Origin of the sequence: Nonlabens sp. Hel1_33_55 (genome assembly GCF_900101765.1) — a bacterium.
GTDB lineage: Bacteria > Bacteroidota > Bacteroidia > Flavobacteriales > Flavobacteriaceae > Nonlabens.
Genome location: NZ_LT627735.1, coordinates 847,107 through 862,498, shown reverse-complemented (window position 1 = coordinate 862,498; position 15,392 = coordinate 847,107). Strand labels below are relative to the sequence as shown.

Sequence of the window (15,392 nt, the reverse complement as noted above, 5' to 3'; positions counted from 1 at the left end):
CTTAGCGGTCGTTTTTTATTGTAAGATTTGGGAATACTAATAAATTATTCGCTCTCTACTTCTTTAAGCGATAGTTGCTCAATTAGATCATCATAAGTCATTCGGTTTTCTGAGGCTTTGAATCCATAGAGAATATTAACTCTTATTGCTTTAAGTCCTATCACTCCTTGAACATCTTCAAGTTCTAGGCTTTCTACTTCATCACCCAGATACTTTTTGTGTTGCAGGTAACTTACATATCGCATGTACTCGCTCTCGTTTTCTTTATTGGTATAAATAATTGAGATCGTACCTTTTTGAGTAATTCTTTCTTCCGTGCCTTTGATGTGGGCTTTGTCAATACGTTTTTTTATAACTTCATAACGTGCATTGTAAGTTCCATCGACGTCAAATCGCTTCTCATCAATACGGTAACGAATGCTTAGCGTATTATCAAAGACCAAAATCATGGATGCAGCATCTAATTGAGAAGGCAGGTTTTCTTGAATGGAGTAAAACTTATCTTCCATTTCAATCATGGTTTGAAGCTGCCATAACCTTAGATTATAAAGGTAAACCACGTTGAACTCTGCTTCTTCTGTAATAGAGCCGCCTATATAAATATTGTGCTCGACACCATCTGTTTTAAAGCGTTCAAAATAATGTTCGTAAATACCTTGCGCCTCTACTTGCTTGTTGTCAATATATCTTGACAAAGCGTGGTTTATGGTCTGTACCGTGTTATCGTAATTATTGCGACTTTCATAAATAACACCGCTTAATGGATCCAGCTTTTCTTGATAGGTGGCAACACGCTCCTTCAAATCATGAGATATATTCTTAATGTGGTGCATCACTGGATTGATCTCATCTGTAAGCAGTTTGATGATTCCGCGTTCAGAATTGGCATCAATCGCCTGATGTTGCAGTTGATCCTTATATTCTTGAACTCTAAAGCCTATTTGATCATAAATGGGTAGTGGCTCGTACGCTTTCGCGGAAGCGATGATCTCACAAACATTATCCAATTGAAAACATAGATCTTTTTTAATAGCTCTATTTCTAGAATCGCTGCTACCAACAATATCAATCTGACCGTACAATGGATAGACATCTTCAAATCCTAAATCTTTAAAGGTCTCTTCTTTGCCATTAATTCTTGATTTAAGAATACGTCTTGCTTCGCGCTCAAACTTCCACTGTACGCTAGGATGAATGGATGTGCATTCTGTTTGAATGATCGCTTTTACCCTATTTTCATCTTCTTCTTCACCACGTATTACTGCAGCTTTGATGTAATCAATGATATTTTCAATCTTAATGGTGTTGAAGCTATTGAGTCCAAAAGCAATGTCGCTTCCCAGTTCCAAAACACCAATTAGTCGTTCATTTTTAGTCACCGGATATAACACAGCGCTCTTGATGCCTGATTCCAGTAAATTTTTAGTCATGAATTTCACATCCTGCTTATCATGATAGTTCTCTACATCAGGAATAATGAGCGGTTTGTGTAATTTAATTAGGTGATTGTAAGCATCTTTACAAATGGCATTCTGGGTAAGTTTAGAATGACTTTGCCCCAATAAATAACTAGGAGCGTCAGAAAAATGCATCTGTTCAAAACTGCTGTCGTAGGCATCAAAACTGGTAAAACCAGCATAGATATTATCCATATTGAACATCTTCTTGAAGATGTTTACAAAGTTGTCCTTATCTGCCAATTTTGAACCTGGCTGATTTAGTAGTATCGTTTTTAGTTCAGAAATGGAAGCGTCCACGGTAACATCAGTAAACGAGATAATACCAAAACCTTTGAATTGATAAGATCCATGTGGGAAAGCTTTCCTCCATCGATCTTCATCATCTGGGAAACGCAACAGGTCATTTATCTCATGCTCTTCTAGCTGTTCTGACTTGCTGTTGCTAAAGACATCAATAAAGTCTGCGTTGTATGTAATTCTATAGGTTCTTAAATTGCCATTGGCATCTGGAATTTCGGCATGCAATAGTTTACCGATGTCCAGTTTCATGTTATAGCATTTGTTCAACACGAGTCCACAGGCTAACCTAAACCTATCAAAGGTCTCTTCTTCCAGGAAGTTGAAGGTGTAATTTTCACCTGCGTTTTCAAAAATCTTAGTGAGCCTATCCGTACAATTAAACAGTACAGATGAAAAGGGAATCGTCGCAGCTTTGATTTCATTGCCGCTCAAACTCTTTGGAAATAATTCAGATAGAATTAAATCAATAGGTTCTGAATATTCGTTTAAGTTTTCTTCAGTAATATCTGCGTTTGGGAAATCATCCTTGGTAATTGCTTGAAGTAATGCGGAATAATACAGTTTTTTAAAACTGTTCTTTTCAGATTCAATACGTGCTGCATAAGCATTGATTAATTGATCAAAACTAAGCACGACATCCATCTGATGATCTCCACTAAAACTAGAATTACATTTCATATAATAAAAATACGATTATTGCCTGATTTGATAGCCAAAATCCACGCCTTGGGAATATTTTAACCAGTATAATCCACTATTTTTGGCAGAAATTAGGAAATGAAATCGATTTTACTTCTTTTATGCCTCACCTTTTGCTTTGTTAGTTGTAAGCAAGAAGCTGAACCTATAACTATATCAGGAACAGCACTCAACGTTCCTAATGGACTGCGCGTGTATCTCAAAAAAGTGGATGGAAATGGTACTCCTATTGCTTTGGATACTGCGATCGTCATGAATGAAAAGTTTGATTTTGGGTTGCAGGAATCTCAAGAATTGAGCGATCAACGTTTGATTTCCCTAGATGGGACTGATGGGATGCTCCTTTTTGTTTCTGAAAACCAACCTATTGAAATCGAGCTTAGAAACGATAGTATTATGTCCAGCAATATCAAAGCTGGAAAAGAGAATGAAATATTTTCTGAATACATTAAACTCAGAATAGAACAAGCCACTGCTTCTCAAAAAATTCGGGCGAATCAACAAGAGATTTTTGAAAATGAAGGACAAGAAGGAATTGCAAAACTAAAAGCCAAATGGGAAGCTAACCAAGCTTCTTACAACGAGAAAACAATCACACTTATCAAAGAGCATCCTGATGCCATCGTTGCGCCGGTAGCGCTCCAGTCCTTATTCTATGAATACAGAATGGAACCAGAGAAAGTAAGAGAGCTTTACAATGTCATTGATACTCGCCTTCAAAATCTTCCTATCATGGAATCTATCAATGAGAAACTTCTCAAGACAGAGTCCATAGCGATTGGGAAAAAAGCACCTTATTTTGAGGGCAAAAACCCAGAAGGTAATGTGGTCAAATTACCTGAAGTATTAGGGAAAGTAACGCTTATTGATTTTTGGGCCAGCTGGTGTGGACCATGCCGTAAAGAAAACCCCAATGTCGTTGATGCTTACCAACAGTTTCATGATAAGGGATTCCATATCATTAGTGTTTCTCTAGATAGACCAGAAGATGAAGCCAAGTGGATCGCAGCTATTGAACAGGATAACATGACCTGGAATCATATCTCTCGATTGAAACACTGGAGTGACCCCATCGCACAGCTTTATAACGTTAGTGCTATTCCTGCCACCTTTCTCCTTGATGAAAATGGTGTGATCATCGCTAGAGACCTGAGAGGTAAAAGTCTACACAATAAATTAGCAGAAGTCCTTAACTAGATCTTCCCAAGCTTCATAAGAACAAATAAAATAATGATAGGAATCAACAGAGCGATGACCGTTATAGGTTCTTCATAGATCACTCTGTAATCATATAATATGGTAGTTAGATAACCAGCCACCGCACCGCCAAAATGTGCATCGTGACCTATGTTCCCTACTTTATTTTTTATACCATAAATCGAGTAGATCAAATAACCTATTCCAAAAATATATCCAGGAATAATCCCGTAAATCATCATTTCAGGTAGTAGTAAAATCCCACTATAAATCACTCCGGAAACGGCACCACTGGCACCTATCGCGCTATAATGATACTCATCCTTATGAAAGAGATAACTTAAGAAATTACCTCCTAAAAGACTGACGATATATAAAACCACAAACGACACGCTACCTAAAGCGGACACAACAATATTGGCAAAGAAGTAAAGCGTCAACATGTTGAACAATAGATGCTGCATATCTAAATGCAGGAAACCACTGGTGAAAAACCTAAAATGTTCACCTCGCTGAATCCCGTAAATGTTGAACTTGTATTTATCAAAAAACTCAAGGTCCTGAAAACCCTTAAAACTGATAATACAGGTGATCACAATGATCGCGATAGTGACAATGTCAATGCTGTAAAACATATAAAAATACTTAGTGGGCAAGATAGTATATTTGCCAAAAATCCTTTGATGCAAGCCGCTGCATTTTACATCGCTTACCCTTTAATTTGGCTCATTGCGCGACTTCCGTTTCCTGTGATCTATGCGTTGAGCGATGTCGTATATTTCATTTTATACTACATCATAGGCTACCGTAAAGAAGTCATTTTTTCCAATATCAAACGAGCTTTTCCAGATCTAAGCAATAAAGAAGTTGTTGCACTTTCTAAGAAAAGCACACGCCATTTTTGCGATATTTTTGTGGAGATGATTAAGTCCACAGGCATCAGCCGTCGTGAGGTTCAAAAGCGATTTACTTGTGACAATGTGGAAGAGGTTAACGCTTTCGCGAAAGCGGGACAACCCATCGTCCTCATGCTTGCCCATCAAGCTAGTTATGAATGGACCATAGCATTGGATGACTTCATTGATTTTAGGACCTATGTGGTTTATAAACCCATCAAGAACAAGTACTTTGATCAATACATCAGGAAGGTTAGAGGGAAATTCGGTTCAGATCTCGTACCTATGAAAAAGGCCTATAACATCATACGCGGCAGCCGCAATTCTGATGAGGCTGGTTTGTATGCACTTGTGGCAGATCAAGCCCCTAAACCATCATTTGCACAGTTCTTTACTAAGTTCTTAAACGAGACCACACCTGTATTCATGGGTGGCGAGCGCATGGCGCACCAATATGCCATGCCTGTTTATTTTCTGAAAGTAGAGAAAATCAAACGTGGTTACTACAAATCACATTTTGAAAAAATCACGCTGGACGCCAGCAAAGAAAAAGAATGGTTTGTAACCGATTCCTTCTTCCAACAACTGGAAACACTCATCAAAAAGCAACCAGAGTATTACCTCTGGTCGCACAAACGCTGGAAAACCAAGCCCGAAGATGTTAAGCGTGCTGTTGAGCTATCGCCTCGAGTTCAGAGATAAACCGGTCTGCTAGTTGATCTGCAGATTCTTGACTTCCTGATTCTGTATAAATCCTGATGATGGGTTCTGTGTTAGATTTACGTAGGTGAACCCATTCTTTGTCAAAATCTATTTTGACACCATCAATAGTTGTTAACTCTTCATTGGAATACTTTTTCTCTACATCTTTCAAAATGGCATCTACAGGCATTCCCTTAGTGAGCTGTACTTTCTTTTTGCTCATAAAGTAACTCGGGTAGCTGGCTCTAAGATCACTGACTTTCATCTTCTTTTCGGTCAAGAGAGATAGGAATAATGCAATTCCAACCAATGAGTCACGTCCATAGTGACTGTCTGGATAAATAATACCGCCGTTACCTTCACCACCTATTACAGCTTCTACGTCCTTCATTTTCTTGACTACGTTGACCTCGCCTACAGCAGCTGCCTGATAGGTGCCACCATGCTTTTCAGTAACATCTCTCAAGGCTCTAGAAGAAGAAAGATTACTTACCGTGTTTCCTTTGTTTTTGCTCAGCACGTAATCTGCACAAGCGACTAACGTATATTCCTCACCGAACATCTCACCGGTTTCTGTAATAAATGCCAATCTATCTACATCTGGATCTACGGTGATCCCAAAATCTGCTTTGTGTTCCACAACCGCTGCACATAAATCACCTAGGTGTTCTTTAAGTGGTTCGGGATTATGTGGAAAGTGACCTGTCGGTTCACAATAAAGTTCTATAACTTCTACACCTAGTTTTTTGCATAAAGCAGGCACTGCAATACCACCTGTAGAATTAACTCCATCGACTACGACTTTGAAATTTCCTTTTTTAATAGCTTCGGTTTGAACGAGAGGCAAAGCAAGCACCTCATCAATGTGTCTATCGATATAGTCGGTTATTGCGGTTACTTGACCTAGATCATCAACTTCCGCGTAAGCGAAATCCTCAGCATCTGCAGTATCCAATATTTTCTGACCTTCTACTCCATCCAGAAATTCTCCTTTATTATTCAATAACTTCAGGGCATTCCACTGTTTAGGATTGTGACTTGCGGTCAAAATGATACCACCATCTGCATTTTCCATGGGAACGGCAACCTCAACTGTTGGCGTCGTGCTCAATCCCAAATCGATAACATCACATCCTACACCTACAAGCGTGTTTTGAACTAGCGCTTGAATCATAGATCCACTAATGCGAGCATCACGACCTATCACCACGAGAGGTTTTTCCTTTCCAGATGCTTCCTTGATCCATTTGCCATAAGCACTAGCAAATTTTACCGCATCTAGTGGTGTAAGGTTGTCGCCTGGAGCGCCACCTATAGTTCCACGAATTCCCGAAATAGATTTTATTAACGTCATGATTTTTATGCCTTACATTTACGGCAAATGTAGTTTTCTACGCTATCAACCGCAATCTCTATCATGAATTATCTCGCTCACATCCTTCTTTCTGGAGATCATAAGGAATTGCGCATAGGCAACTTTATAGCAGATTCTGTTAGAGGTAAGGACTTCTCAAAATTTCCTGCAGATGTCGCTCGCGGCATTACTATTCATAGACTAATTGATTCTTTTACAGACTCTCATGCAATTGTTCGAGAAAGTAAAGATTTGATTCGTCCTGTTTACGGATTATGGAGTAGCGTAATTGTTGACTTATATTATGACCATTTTCTCGCTGCAAACTGGTCCCGTTATCACGATCAAGATCTTGAATCTTTTACTCTAGATTTTTACGAGGATCTCAACAAGAGCTGGGAAATCCTACCACGTCGCATACAGCGGTTTTATCCAATTATGGTAGAACATAACTGGCTATACAGCTATCGTACAATACAAGGCATGGGCGTTATTTTATATCAAATGGATCAACGTACTAAAAACAAAAGCAAGATGCAGTTTGCTTTAAAAGAATTGCAAGATCACTATAAGGAGTTGGAAAGTCAATTTCATCGATTCTTTGCAGAACTTCAGGATTATTCAAATGATTTGATAAAAAAAATGCCGCTCGATTGAGCGGCATTTAAATTTAGTTTGATTTCCTATTTGTTAGGAATAACCAATTCTTGACCAGGATGAATCATATCTGGATTTTTGAGCTTGTCTGTATTAGCTTCAAAAATTTTCTTGTACTTCATTGGGTCACCATAATACTTTTTAGAAATAAGGCTTAAAGATTCTCCTTTTTCTACAGTGTGCATTGCATAAACTGAGCTATCTGCTACTTTAATGTCAGCCATAAGATCTGATGGGTTCTCACCACCTACTTTTTTGATTTCATCCCAAAGCAAATCCTTCTGATATGGAGTTGATGCGGTTCCTCTAATTTCTAGTTTCCCATCGTTAACTTTCACGTCTCCACCATGGATATTTAGTTTTTCACCTAGGTCTAATACGCTTTGATATTTTGCCTTTACCATTTTAATTGTCTTTTTAAGGTTAGGTTTTAAAGATACTTATTTGACGAGCCTTTTTAAGAAATAAAATATTAAATATGATATTAGGCTTCAGTATTATTACGATTAATAAGCATACAACTCTTAAATCTTACATTAATTTACATCCTTACTCATCTTCTTGGATTGTAGTGTAGACATTATTTACATCGTCGTCCTCCTCAAGTTTCTCCAATAATTTATCTACATCTTCTCGTTGCTCATCCGTGAGTTCTTTTTGAACGGTAGGAATATATTCAAAGCCAGAACTTAGTATTTCAAGACCCAGTTCTTCTAGACCAGACTGCATGGCGCCATAGTTTTGAAACTCTGCATAGATCATGATACCATCAACGCTGTTTGAATCTTCTTCATCCTTTTCGTCTAGGAATAACTCTTCAGCACCGTAATCAATTAGTTCTAATTCCAATTCTTCAAGGTCTTTACCTTCAGCTGGAATACGGAAATGACATTTATGCTCAAACATAAATTCGACTGAGCCACTGGTTCCTAGACTACCATCATATTTGGTAAAATAACTACGCACATTAGCAACGGTTCTATTGTTGTTGTCTGTAGAAGTTTCTACGAGTACGGCAATACCGTGTGGCGCATAACCTTCAAACAATACGGTTTCATAGTTTTTAGTATCCTTGTCGCTTGCTTTCTTAATGGCACGTTCCACGTTTGCCTTAGGCATGTTGACGGACTTTGCATTCTGTATAACCGCGCGCAGTTTTGCATTAGAATCTGGATCTGGACCACCTTCTTTAACAGCGGTTACAATATCTTTCCCAATACGGGTAAATGCTTTAGACATTGCGCCCCAACGTTTCATCTTGCGTGCCTTGCGGAATTCAAATGCTCTTCCCATGTATATTTATTTAATTAAAGAGGTAAAATTAAGATTATGAATGATCTCTTGCAACCATAAAAAAACCGCCTTGAGGCGGTTTTTCAAATACATTATTTTTTATTCTTCTATAACGACAAGCGGCTGCATCTCGCCTCTTATTCTTTCATATAGATCCAATTGTTCTCTCACTAACACATCTGACATTTCTCTACCTTGTTCAACATACATAGCTCTGAGGAATTCATTCTTATCTGCAATGGACAAATCTTGATTCCCCAAAATTTGATCTCGCTGTGCATTAAAAGTGGCGTTAATTTTCTCTACTAAAAGTAATTGCTTTTCAGTAAAGGATAATTCCATGTCCATGGTTTTCGCTAATTCTTTTGCCTCTGTTTTTTGGCGTTCATTGGGCTCTGGTGCTACATAGTCTTGGGCTGCAATGCTGCCAGTAATGAATAGAACAAGGATGAAGATTATATTTTTCATGTTTTTATTTTGAATGTACTACTATTATGTAGGTTTTTTCTTAAAACCGATTTAATTCTAAAATCAAAAACCTCGCCAATGGGCGAGGTTTTATTTATTAAATGTGATGTTTACTCGTCACCAACAATGTGTTCAATGGCTGCAGCAAGTTTAAAATCCTTTTCTGTCAAACCACCTGCATCGTGAGTACTTAAAGTAATCTCAAGTGTGTTGTATACATTATGCCAGTCTGGATGGTGTTCCATCTTTTCGGCTTCCATGGCTATTCTTGTCATTACTGAAAAGGCATCCATAAAATTGTCAAATTCAAATGTAGTGTGGATGGCATCATCATAATAATCCCAACCTTCTACATTTTCCAGATGTTTTTCAATCTGTGCTTCGGTCAATTTATCCATTTCTATTTGCTATCGCTGTCAAACGCATTCTTAATCTTGCGCTTTGCTTCACCGTAAGCTTCTTTCACTTTACCTTCGGCTTGATCAGCTTTACCTTCATTTTCAACAGATTTGTCTCCGGTTGCTTTACCGTAACCTTCTTTGACTTTTCCTTTTGCTTGGTCTAATTTTCCTTCGATTTCTTTATCGCTCATGATATTTATTTTTAAGTTATACCTAAAAGTAGTTCGCTTTCGCGAAAGCGAATAAAACAAAATCATAATCTTATTTAAAGCTTTCCCAATGTGTTTGAAATATATTTACAGTATGAACCGCTTCCTTTTTATACTGCTTTTTCCCGTGATCATCTTCGCACAAGCTGATCAAAATGATATTCCTTTACACCTGCGCGAGATACCACGACATAATCTTGCCATTGATTTAGGAATTGCACAGCCGTTGGGTGACTATGGTGACGTTTCAAGATCAGGATTGTCCGTTACTGGAACCTATGAGTATTATTTTAACAAGAATGTAGGATTGAGTATTGCTGGTAGGCATACTTATAACGAGACAGCACTTGCCGCTAATTATGATGTTGAGAATACTTCACTTTCTAGCCTCACTGCGGGAATCGTAGTTTCAAAAACTTTGAATCGCTTTCAAGTAGATGCTTTTGGAAGATTTGGTATTGGTTTTCTTAGTACCAATGAAGGAGACGCGGTGAGTCAAAACAATCAACAGAACTATTCCTTAGATAATGACGCGTTTGAAGAAGTACCTATTGTCATCGATGCTGGGCTGCGGTTCAACTATTACTTCCGTCGTAGTGTGCAGCTTTATTTTTCATCGCAATATCACGGATCTCTGGGTGATGCTCTTGCCTATGATAATAGACGAAATATCATCAGTATAGATCCAGACTTTCAAACTGGACTACGGCCTAGTTTTGATGTGTCCAATCTTATTTTCTCAATAGGTATCAAATTTGCTCTAACTCCAGAATACACCAGCGGCGAGTTGCGTGACGATAGCGAGCTGGACAATTAACATAGGATTGAGACCTATAGTTTTGTTTACAGATTATCTTTAAGAATCAAACAAAACATATTGAAACTCTACCAAAAACACACCCGCCAAAAACTTCCTATATCCATTGATGAAGCTTGGGAATTCCTGACAGATCCCAACAACCTCAAACTGCTCACACCTCCAGAAATGGAAATGACAGTCCTTTATGGAACAGAGCGTGGTATGTATCCTGGCCAGCTTATAGAATATAGTGTGAAGCCACTACCCTTTTTTAAAACCAACTGGGTGACTCACATTACCCAAGTGAAAGACAAGGAATATTTTGTCGACGAACAGATGTATGGTCCTTATGCGACCTGGCATCACAAACATTTTATTAGCGAGATTCCTGGCGGTACCCTTATGGAAGATATTGTTCATTACAGATTGCCTCTAGGATTTTTAGGCAAAATGGTACAGCCCTTTTTAGTGCAACCTAAGCTGGAGGAGATATTCCGCTTTCGCGAAAGCGCACTTATTAAAAAATTTGGAGTCTATACAGAACCAGAAAATAATTCAACTTTAAAACAAGGTATACTCAACTAACATGTCCAGAAACATACTACTAATAGGCGGCAGCCACGGAATAGGAAACGCAATCGTGCAACAACTACACGAAAACAACAAGTTGTTCGTCGCATCTCGCGAGAATGAGAACCTACCGGATGGTGTGACTCATATAAAATTTGATGCCAGTACAGATTCATTGGATACTAGCTTACTTCCAGAAGCTCTTGACGGATTCGTTTACTGTCCTGGAAGTATCAATCTCAAGCCATTCAAAATGCTCAAGCAGGAACAATTTGAAGAAGATATGGAGATCAACTTTTTCTCTTTAATCAAGGTAACGAGAGACGTGATGCCATTGTTGACTAAGAGTGGTTCCAGTAGCGCCGTGTTTTTCTCGACCGTTGCCGTACAGACTGGAATGCCTTATCACACCAGCGTTGCAGCTGCTAAAGGCGCCATAGAAGGATTTGCAAAAGCATTGGCCGCAGAATATGCGCCAACGGTGCGCGTCAATGTTATCGCGCCATCACTAGTAGACACACCACTCGCTGGCAGATTACTAAATAACGATGACAAGAAAGAAAAAATGGGCAATCTCCATCCATTGAAACGCGTGGGAACTGCAGAGGATATTGCAGGACTCGCCTCCTACTTATTACTGCAAAATGCAGGCTGGATGACCGGTCAGGTTTTAGGACTAGATGGTGGTAAATCAACATTAGATCTAGGGTAGTTATGGCAGATGCGGTAAATATTTTTTGGTTCAGGCGTGATTTGAGATTGGATGATAACGTTGGGTTTTATGAAGCACTGTCTGGCAACTTACCTGTGATACCCATATTTATTTTTGACAAAGAGATTCTTGATAAACTACCCGAAGATGATGCTAGAGTTACCTTTATATATGAAGAATTGCAGCGCATGCGTTCTAAGTTGCAAGATGATGTAGGCAGTTCCGTTGCCATGTATTATGGTGAGCCAGAAAAGGTCTGGAAAGAACTATTAAGTGATTATCAGGTAAATGCAGTTTATACCAATCATGATTATGAGCCGTATGCTAAAGAGCGTGATATCGCCATTAAAGAGATACTAGAGAAAGAAGATGTAAAGTTTCACACGTTTAAAGATCAAGTGATTTTTGAAAAACTAGAGGTAGTTAAAAAAGATGGTGATCCCTATGTCGTTTACACGCCTTATAAAAATACATGGCTGGAACGTTTTAAGGAAGAGCACAAAGACGCCGAAGGCTTACGAATTTATTACACAAGTTCTGTGCTCGACAATTGTATTAAAAACTCAAGACTTCCCAATTTGAGTCTATCTGATATGGGTTTTAAAAAATCCAGTATTGAGATTCCTGAATATGACGTCACACCTACTACCATAGAAGAATATGAAAAGACGAGAAACTTCCCTGCTAAAAATGGTACAACTCGATTAGGTGTTTACTTGAGATTTGGTGTGGCAAGTCCGCGTAAAATGGTCAAGAAAGGAATGCAGTCAGACAACAAGGTTTTTCTATCAGAGTTGATCTGGCGTGAATTCTTCATGCAAATCCTGTATCACTATCCAGAAACAAGAGATAACGCCTTCCGGAAGAAGTATGACCGGATTGAATGGCGCAATAATGAGGACGAATTTGAGAAATGGAAAACAGGAACTACAGGTTATAAATTGGTCGATGCGGGAATGCGAGAGCTTAACCAAACTGGATACATGCACAACCGTGTCCGAATGCTGGTCGCTAGTTTCTTATGCAAGCATTTATTGATCGATTGGCGCTGGGGCGAGACATACTTTGCAGAAAAACTATTGGATTATGAGATGTCCAGCAATGTAGGCAACTGGCAATGGGCTGCTGGTAGTGGTGTTGATGCTGCTCCATACTTTAGAATATTCAATCCCATTACTCAAAAAGATAAGTTTGACAAAGACAGAAATTACATCAGTGAATATGTTCCAGAACATGATACAGATGAGTATCCAGATATGATGGTAGATCATAAGGAAGCTAGGGAACGCTGTTTGAAAACTTATAAGGCTGCTGTATCTTAGTCGCTTTAAAATTAATCCACCATGTTTTCCCGATTTACGATTATCTCACTAATCATAATTTCTTTTACCGTAGGCTGCAAAAATATTGAAAGCACACCTCAAACTGAGGAATCTGCAGACATAGCCGAGCCGACTCAACCCACCTCACAATCTCAAGCATTAAAAGATGATATAAATGTGGAAGATGTTGATGTTTCGCAAAATTCTATAGAGAATGATATTGAATATTATGAAGACGAAGAGAATCTAGAATTTGTTTACGAAGAATTTGATATTTCCAGAGTACTAAACAGACTACAATTAGGTGAACTTATGGAAAACCGAAGTCTTGAAGTCTTATTAGCTGCTCAATTAAGAGAAGGCGATCAATTAGTGGAAGATGTATTGGAAACTGGTGATGGTACTTTTGATATCTACAAACTTGTGGATAGCTTTGACAATGAATTGGCGTACTTCTACTATGAATCTGATGTTATCGGTACTATAGAAATTATTCATTCCGGTGGTGTTCCAGATGCTATGATTAGGCCAGGTCTGACTTATGAGGAATTAAGAAATACCTACGATAATCCTATCGCCTATGGTAGCGCGATCGAGGCTAGAGTCTTCGTTCATGAAGGAGATGTAGGTTTTAGAATGGACACTTCTTATGGTATAGCAGAACCCATCGATTTGGAAGATGATACCGAAATTCTTTACATCCAATTCTAATAGTTTTAAGATATTGTAGAGTTAATTTTCGCTTCAAGCGAAAACGTTATAGTTCCAAATCGATATTTTTTACATAAAATATTTTATCTAATAATATGCTGATTATCAAATAATAGCGGTCAAATATTTCATGGTAACCTTAAGAGTTATACAACCCGTATTTATTTTTTGGCACGCTGATTGAAATGTTAATAGCGTGGACGATGTTGTTCACAGTAAAACCTTTCAATTATGAAAAAGCTATCTACCCTTTTAGCGATGCTGTTCCTAGGATTTGGAATCGCAAACGCAGAAAAGCCAGCCGATGACGATACCCGTTATCGTGGTTATTCCAACAGCTTTATTTTCACAGAAGGTGGAATTGAATTTGCCGTTTTCCCTGATGGACAATTTGATTTTAACTACTTAGACAATGGGCCACAGTTTGGAGTAAATGCAAATCTGGGCAACGTGAATGTTTCCTTTAATACTGGATATAATTATGATCCGTTTGTGCAATATGACACGTATGGAGCAGTAATCCAGATTGAGAATACACCTATTTATTACGATGCATATGGTCGTATTATCCAAGCTGGTAACATAAACATCAATTATAACAACGGTTACGTTCGTAATATTGGTAACCTTTATGTGAACTATCGCAGCCCAGGAGTTATTCTTAACTATACAGGATTTATCAATGTGTATAATAGAAGTTATATCTATCAGCCATGGCATGGCTACTATGCGGCACCATTTATAAACCGTGTAGTTGTATACAACAGCCCTTATAGAGCATACTATAACCCAATCAGGTTTTCTTATGCCTACCATAGAAATTACTGGAATACGCCTAGTTACTATAATGGATGTTACATAGATAACAGAAATCGTAGATCGTTTTACAGACCTAATGATCGTGTAGTGTACAGAGACTATGAAAGAGGACGTCGTGACAATCGCGGTAGAGCTATCTCCAATAGTAGAAGTAGCAGAGATTATCGTAATAACATAGCATCTGGAAGAAGATCTATCTCAAGAAATGATGACTTCAATCGTAAAAATAACAGATCGATTGCAAGTGTTTCTAACGACAGACGCTCTGTAAACACGAGAAGTAGCGATAATCGTCGTAAGGTATCTAACAATGTGGGAAGATCTACTGCAGGTTCAAGATCAGTGAATAACAATCGCCAGTCTACTAATGTTAGAAATACCACAAGTAGATCAAATTCTACAGTTGGACTATCAGGAAGAACTACAGGAGTTACAGGCAGATCTTCAGGTGATGTAAATCGTTCCAGTAGAACGTCAACTAGATCGAACACCAGCGTTTCCAATAACAGAAAAGCTACAAGTTCTAGAACGAGTACAGCTACAAGATCCTCACGAACGCAAAATAGTTCTGCAAGGCCAGTAGCCCAACGATCTACAAATCGTGTGAGTACAGGATCCAATAGCAAGGTTCAACGTCCTGCGGCAAGAACTTCAAGTACAAGATCAAGTAGTAAAGCACAGCGTCAAGCAACAAGTAGTAGGTCATCACGACCAGCTGCCAAAAGCGCACCGCAACGTACCAGCAAGGCTTCAAGAACTTCAGGTAACAGTAGATCCAGTTCTTCAAGAAGTACTTCAAACAGACGCAGTACCAGAGGATAAT

Annotated in this window: 17 protein-coding genes; 9 read left to right on the top strand and 8 right to left on the bottom strand. The window is 38.5% G+C overall.

The genetic code is table 11. From position 1 onward, the window contains the following. Positions 1-44: 44 nt before the first annotated feature. Entirely contained in the window at positions 45-2,438 is a 2,394-nt protein-coding gene (locus tag BLO34_RS03710) for a GAF domain-containing protein (RefSeq protein ID WP_231959550.1), read from the bottom strand. 99 nt (positions 2,439-2,537) lie between these two features. Between BLO34_RS03710 and BLO34_RS03705 the strand changes: the two genes are divergently transcribed. Then, a complete protein-coding gene (locus tag BLO34_RS03705; RefSeq protein ID WP_090752688.1) occupies positions 2,538-3,656 on the top strand; it encodes a TlpA disulfide reductase family protein in 1,119 nt (372 codons plus the stop codon). Here BLO34_RS03705 and BLO34_RS03700 read toward each other — a convergent pair. Further along, on the bottom strand, positions 3,653-4,120 hold the full coding sequence (locus BLO34_RS03700) for a rhomboid family intramembrane serine protease (protein ID WP_317039248.1): 468 nt from the start codon (positions 4,118-4,120) through the stop codon (positions 3,653-3,655). The two genes, BLO34_RS03705 and BLO34_RS03700, sit on opposite strands and share 4 nt — an antisense overlap. 6 nt (positions 4,121-4,126) lie before the next feature. Between BLO34_RS03700 and BLO34_RS03695 the strand changes: the two genes are divergently transcribed. Then, positions 4,127-5,254 carry a lysophospholipid acyltransferase family protein gene (locus BLO34_RS03695; protein ID WP_231959549.1) on the top strand — a complete coding sequence of 376 codons (1,128 nt, stop codon included), beginning with the start codon at positions 4,127-4,129 and terminating at the stop codon, positions 5,252-5,254. On the opposite strand, the gene glmM is transcribed toward BLO34_RS03695, so the two are convergent. Next, complete coding sequence (gene glmM / locus BLO34_RS03690) at positions 5,214-6,608, bottom strand: phosphoglucosamine mutase (RefSeq protein ID WP_090752682.1); 1,395 nt, start codon at positions 6,606-6,608, stop codon at positions 5,214-5,216. The genes BLO34_RS03695 and glmM overlap by 41 nt on opposite strands. A gap of 63 nt (positions 6,609-6,671) precedes the next feature. Between glmM and BLO34_RS03685 the strand changes: the two genes are divergently transcribed. Further along, positions 6,672-7,265 (top strand): ACP phosphodiesterase, encoded by a 594-nt coding sequence (locus BLO34_RS03685; protein ID WP_090752680.1) that lies wholly within the window; start codon positions 6,672-6,674, stop codon positions 7,263-7,265. Between the two features lie 26 nt (positions 7,266-7,291). Here the strand turns inward: BLO34_RS03685 and BLO34_RS03680 are convergent, their stop codons facing one another. The 5 genes from BLO34_RS03680 to BLO34_RS03660 form a co-directional block, all read right to left on the bottom strand. Then, positions 7,292-7,669, bottom strand: coding sequence for a LysM peptidoglycan-binding domain-containing protein (locus BLO34_RS03680; RefSeq protein ID WP_090752678.1), 378 nt, complete (start codon positions 7,667-7,669; stop codon positions 7,292-7,294). A 145-nt stretch (positions 7,670-7,814) separates the two neighbouring features. Further along, positions 7,815-8,558, bottom strand: coding sequence for a YebC/PmpR family DNA-binding transcriptional regulator (locus tag BLO34_RS03675; RefSeq protein ID WP_090752675.1), 744 nt, complete (start codon positions 8,556-8,558; stop codon positions 7,815-7,817). Positions 8,559-8,657: 99 nt separating this feature from the next. Beyond that, positions 8,658-9,026, bottom strand: coding sequence for a hypothetical protein (locus tag BLO34_RS03670; RefSeq protein WP_090752674.1), 369 nt, complete (start codon positions 9,024-9,026; stop codon positions 8,658-8,660). Positions 9,027-9,136: 110 nt separating this feature from the next. Further along, complete coding sequence (locus BLO34_RS03665; protein ID WP_090752670.1) at positions 9,137-9,424, bottom strand: 4a-hydroxytetrahydrobiopterin dehydratase; 288 nt, start codon at positions 9,422-9,424, stop codon at positions 9,137-9,139. Between the two features lie 2 nt (positions 9,425-9,426). Beyond that, positions 9,427-9,618 carry a CsbD family protein gene (locus tag BLO34_RS03660; protein ID WP_090752668.1) on the bottom strand — a complete coding sequence of 64 codons (192 nt, stop codon included), beginning with the start codon at positions 9,616-9,618 and terminating at the stop codon, positions 9,427-9,429. Positions 9,619-9,730: 112 nt separating this feature from the next. On the opposite strand from BLO34_RS03660, the gene BLO34_RS03655 reads away from it, so the two are divergent. From BLO34_RS03655 to BLO34_RS03630, 6 genes are all read left to right on the top strand, one after another. Next, positions 9,731-10,453: a hypothetical protein gene (locus BLO34_RS03655; protein ID WP_090752666.1), complete on the top strand. Its 723-nt coding sequence runs from the start codon at positions 9,731-9,733 to the stop codon at positions 10,451-10,453. Between the two features lie 60 nt (positions 10,454-10,513). Next, positions 10,514-11,020: an SRPBCC family protein gene (locus BLO34_RS03650; RefSeq protein WP_090752665.1), complete on the top strand. Its 507-nt coding sequence runs from the start codon at positions 10,514-10,516 to the stop codon at positions 11,018-11,020. Between the two features lies 1 nt (position 11,021). Then, positions 11,022-11,717, top strand: coding sequence for an SDR family NAD(P)-dependent oxidoreductase (locus BLO34_RS03645; protein WP_090752663.1), 696 nt, complete (start codon positions 11,022-11,024; stop codon positions 11,715-11,717). 2 nt (positions 11,718-11,719) lie between these two features. Then, positions 11,720-13,039 (top strand): cryptochrome/photolyase family protein, encoded by a 1,320-nt coding sequence (locus tag BLO34_RS03640; RefSeq protein ID WP_090752662.1) that lies wholly within the window; start codon positions 11,720-11,722, stop codon positions 13,037-13,039. 21 nt (positions 13,040-13,060) lie between these two features. Next, a complete protein-coding gene (locus tag BLO34_RS03635; protein ID WP_090752660.1) occupies positions 13,061-13,750 on the top strand; it encodes a hypothetical protein in 690 nt (229 codons plus the stop codon). Between the two features lie 231 nt (positions 13,751-13,981). Beyond that, complete coding sequence (locus BLO34_RS03630; protein ID WP_090752659.1) at positions 13,982-15,391, top strand: hypothetical protein; 1,410 nt, start codon at positions 13,982-13,984, stop codon at positions 15,389-15,391. Position 15,392 lies beyond the last annotated feature (1 nt).

What these genes read in the sequence shown, in the direction of transcription:
- BLO34_RS03710 (WP_231959550.1), bottom strand. Translation starts at nt 2,438, where the DNA reads ATGAAATGTAATTCTAGTTTTAGTGGAGATCATCAGATGGATGTCGTG.
- BLO34_RS03705 (WP_090752688.1), top strand. Translation starts at nt 2,538, where the DNA reads ATGAAATCGATTTTACTTCTTTTATGCCTCACCTTTTGCTTTGTTAGT.
- BLO34_RS03700 (WP_317039248.1), bottom strand. Translation starts at nt 4,120, where the DNA reads ATGCAGCATCTATTGTTCAACATGTTGACGCTTTACTTCTTTGCCAAT.
- BLO34_RS03695 (WP_231959549.1), top strand. Translation starts at nt 4,127, where the DNA reads ATGCAGGAAACCACTGGTGAAAAACCTAAAATGTTCACCTCGCTGAAT.
- glmM (WP_090752682.1), bottom strand. Translation starts at nt 6,608, where the DNA reads ATGACGTTAATAAAATCTATTTCGGGAATTCGTGGAACTATAGGTGGC.
- BLO34_RS03685 (WP_090752680.1), top strand. Translation starts at nt 6,672, where the DNA reads ATGAATTATCTCGCTCACATCCTTCTTTCTGGAGATCATAAGGAATTG.
- BLO34_RS03680 (WP_090752678.1), bottom strand. Translation starts at nt 7,669, where the DNA reads ATGGTAAAGGCAAAATATCAAAGCGTATTAGACCTAGGTGAAAAACTA.
- BLO34_RS03675 (WP_090752675.1), bottom strand. Translation starts at nt 8,558, where the DNA reads ATGGGAAGAGCATTTGAATTCCGCAAGGCACGCAAGATGAAACGTTGG.
- BLO34_RS03670 (WP_090752674.1), bottom strand. Translation starts at nt 9,026, where the DNA reads ATGAAAAATATAATCTTCATCCTTGTTCTATTCATTACTGGCAGCATT.
- BLO34_RS03665 (WP_090752670.1), bottom strand. Translation starts at nt 9,424, where the DNA reads ATGGATAAATTGACCGAAGCACAGATTGAAAAACATCTGGAAAATGTA.
- BLO34_RS03660 (WP_090752668.1), bottom strand. Translation starts at nt 9,618, where the DNA reads ATGAGCGATAAAGAAATCGAAGGAAAATTAGACCAAGCAAAAGGAAAA.
- BLO34_RS03655 (WP_090752666.1), top strand. Translation starts at nt 9,731, where the DNA reads ATGAACCGCTTCCTTTTTATACTGCTTTTTCCCGTGATCATCTTCGCA.
- BLO34_RS03645 (WP_090752663.1), top strand. Translation starts at nt 11,022, where the DNA reads ATGTCCAGAAACATACTACTAATAGGCGGCAGCCACGGAATAGGAAAC.
- BLO34_RS03640 (WP_090752662.1), top strand. Translation starts at nt 11,720, where the DNA reads ATGGCAGATGCGGTAAATATTTTTTGGTTCAGGCGTGATTTGAGATTG.
- BLO34_RS03635 (WP_090752660.1), top strand. Translation starts at nt 13,061, where the DNA reads ATGTTTTCCCGATTTACGATTATCTCACTAATCATAATTTCTTTTACC.
- BLO34_RS03630 (WP_090752659.1), top strand. Translation starts at nt 13,982, where the DNA reads ATGAAAAAGCTATCTACCCTTTTAGCGATGCTGTTCCTAGGATTTGGA.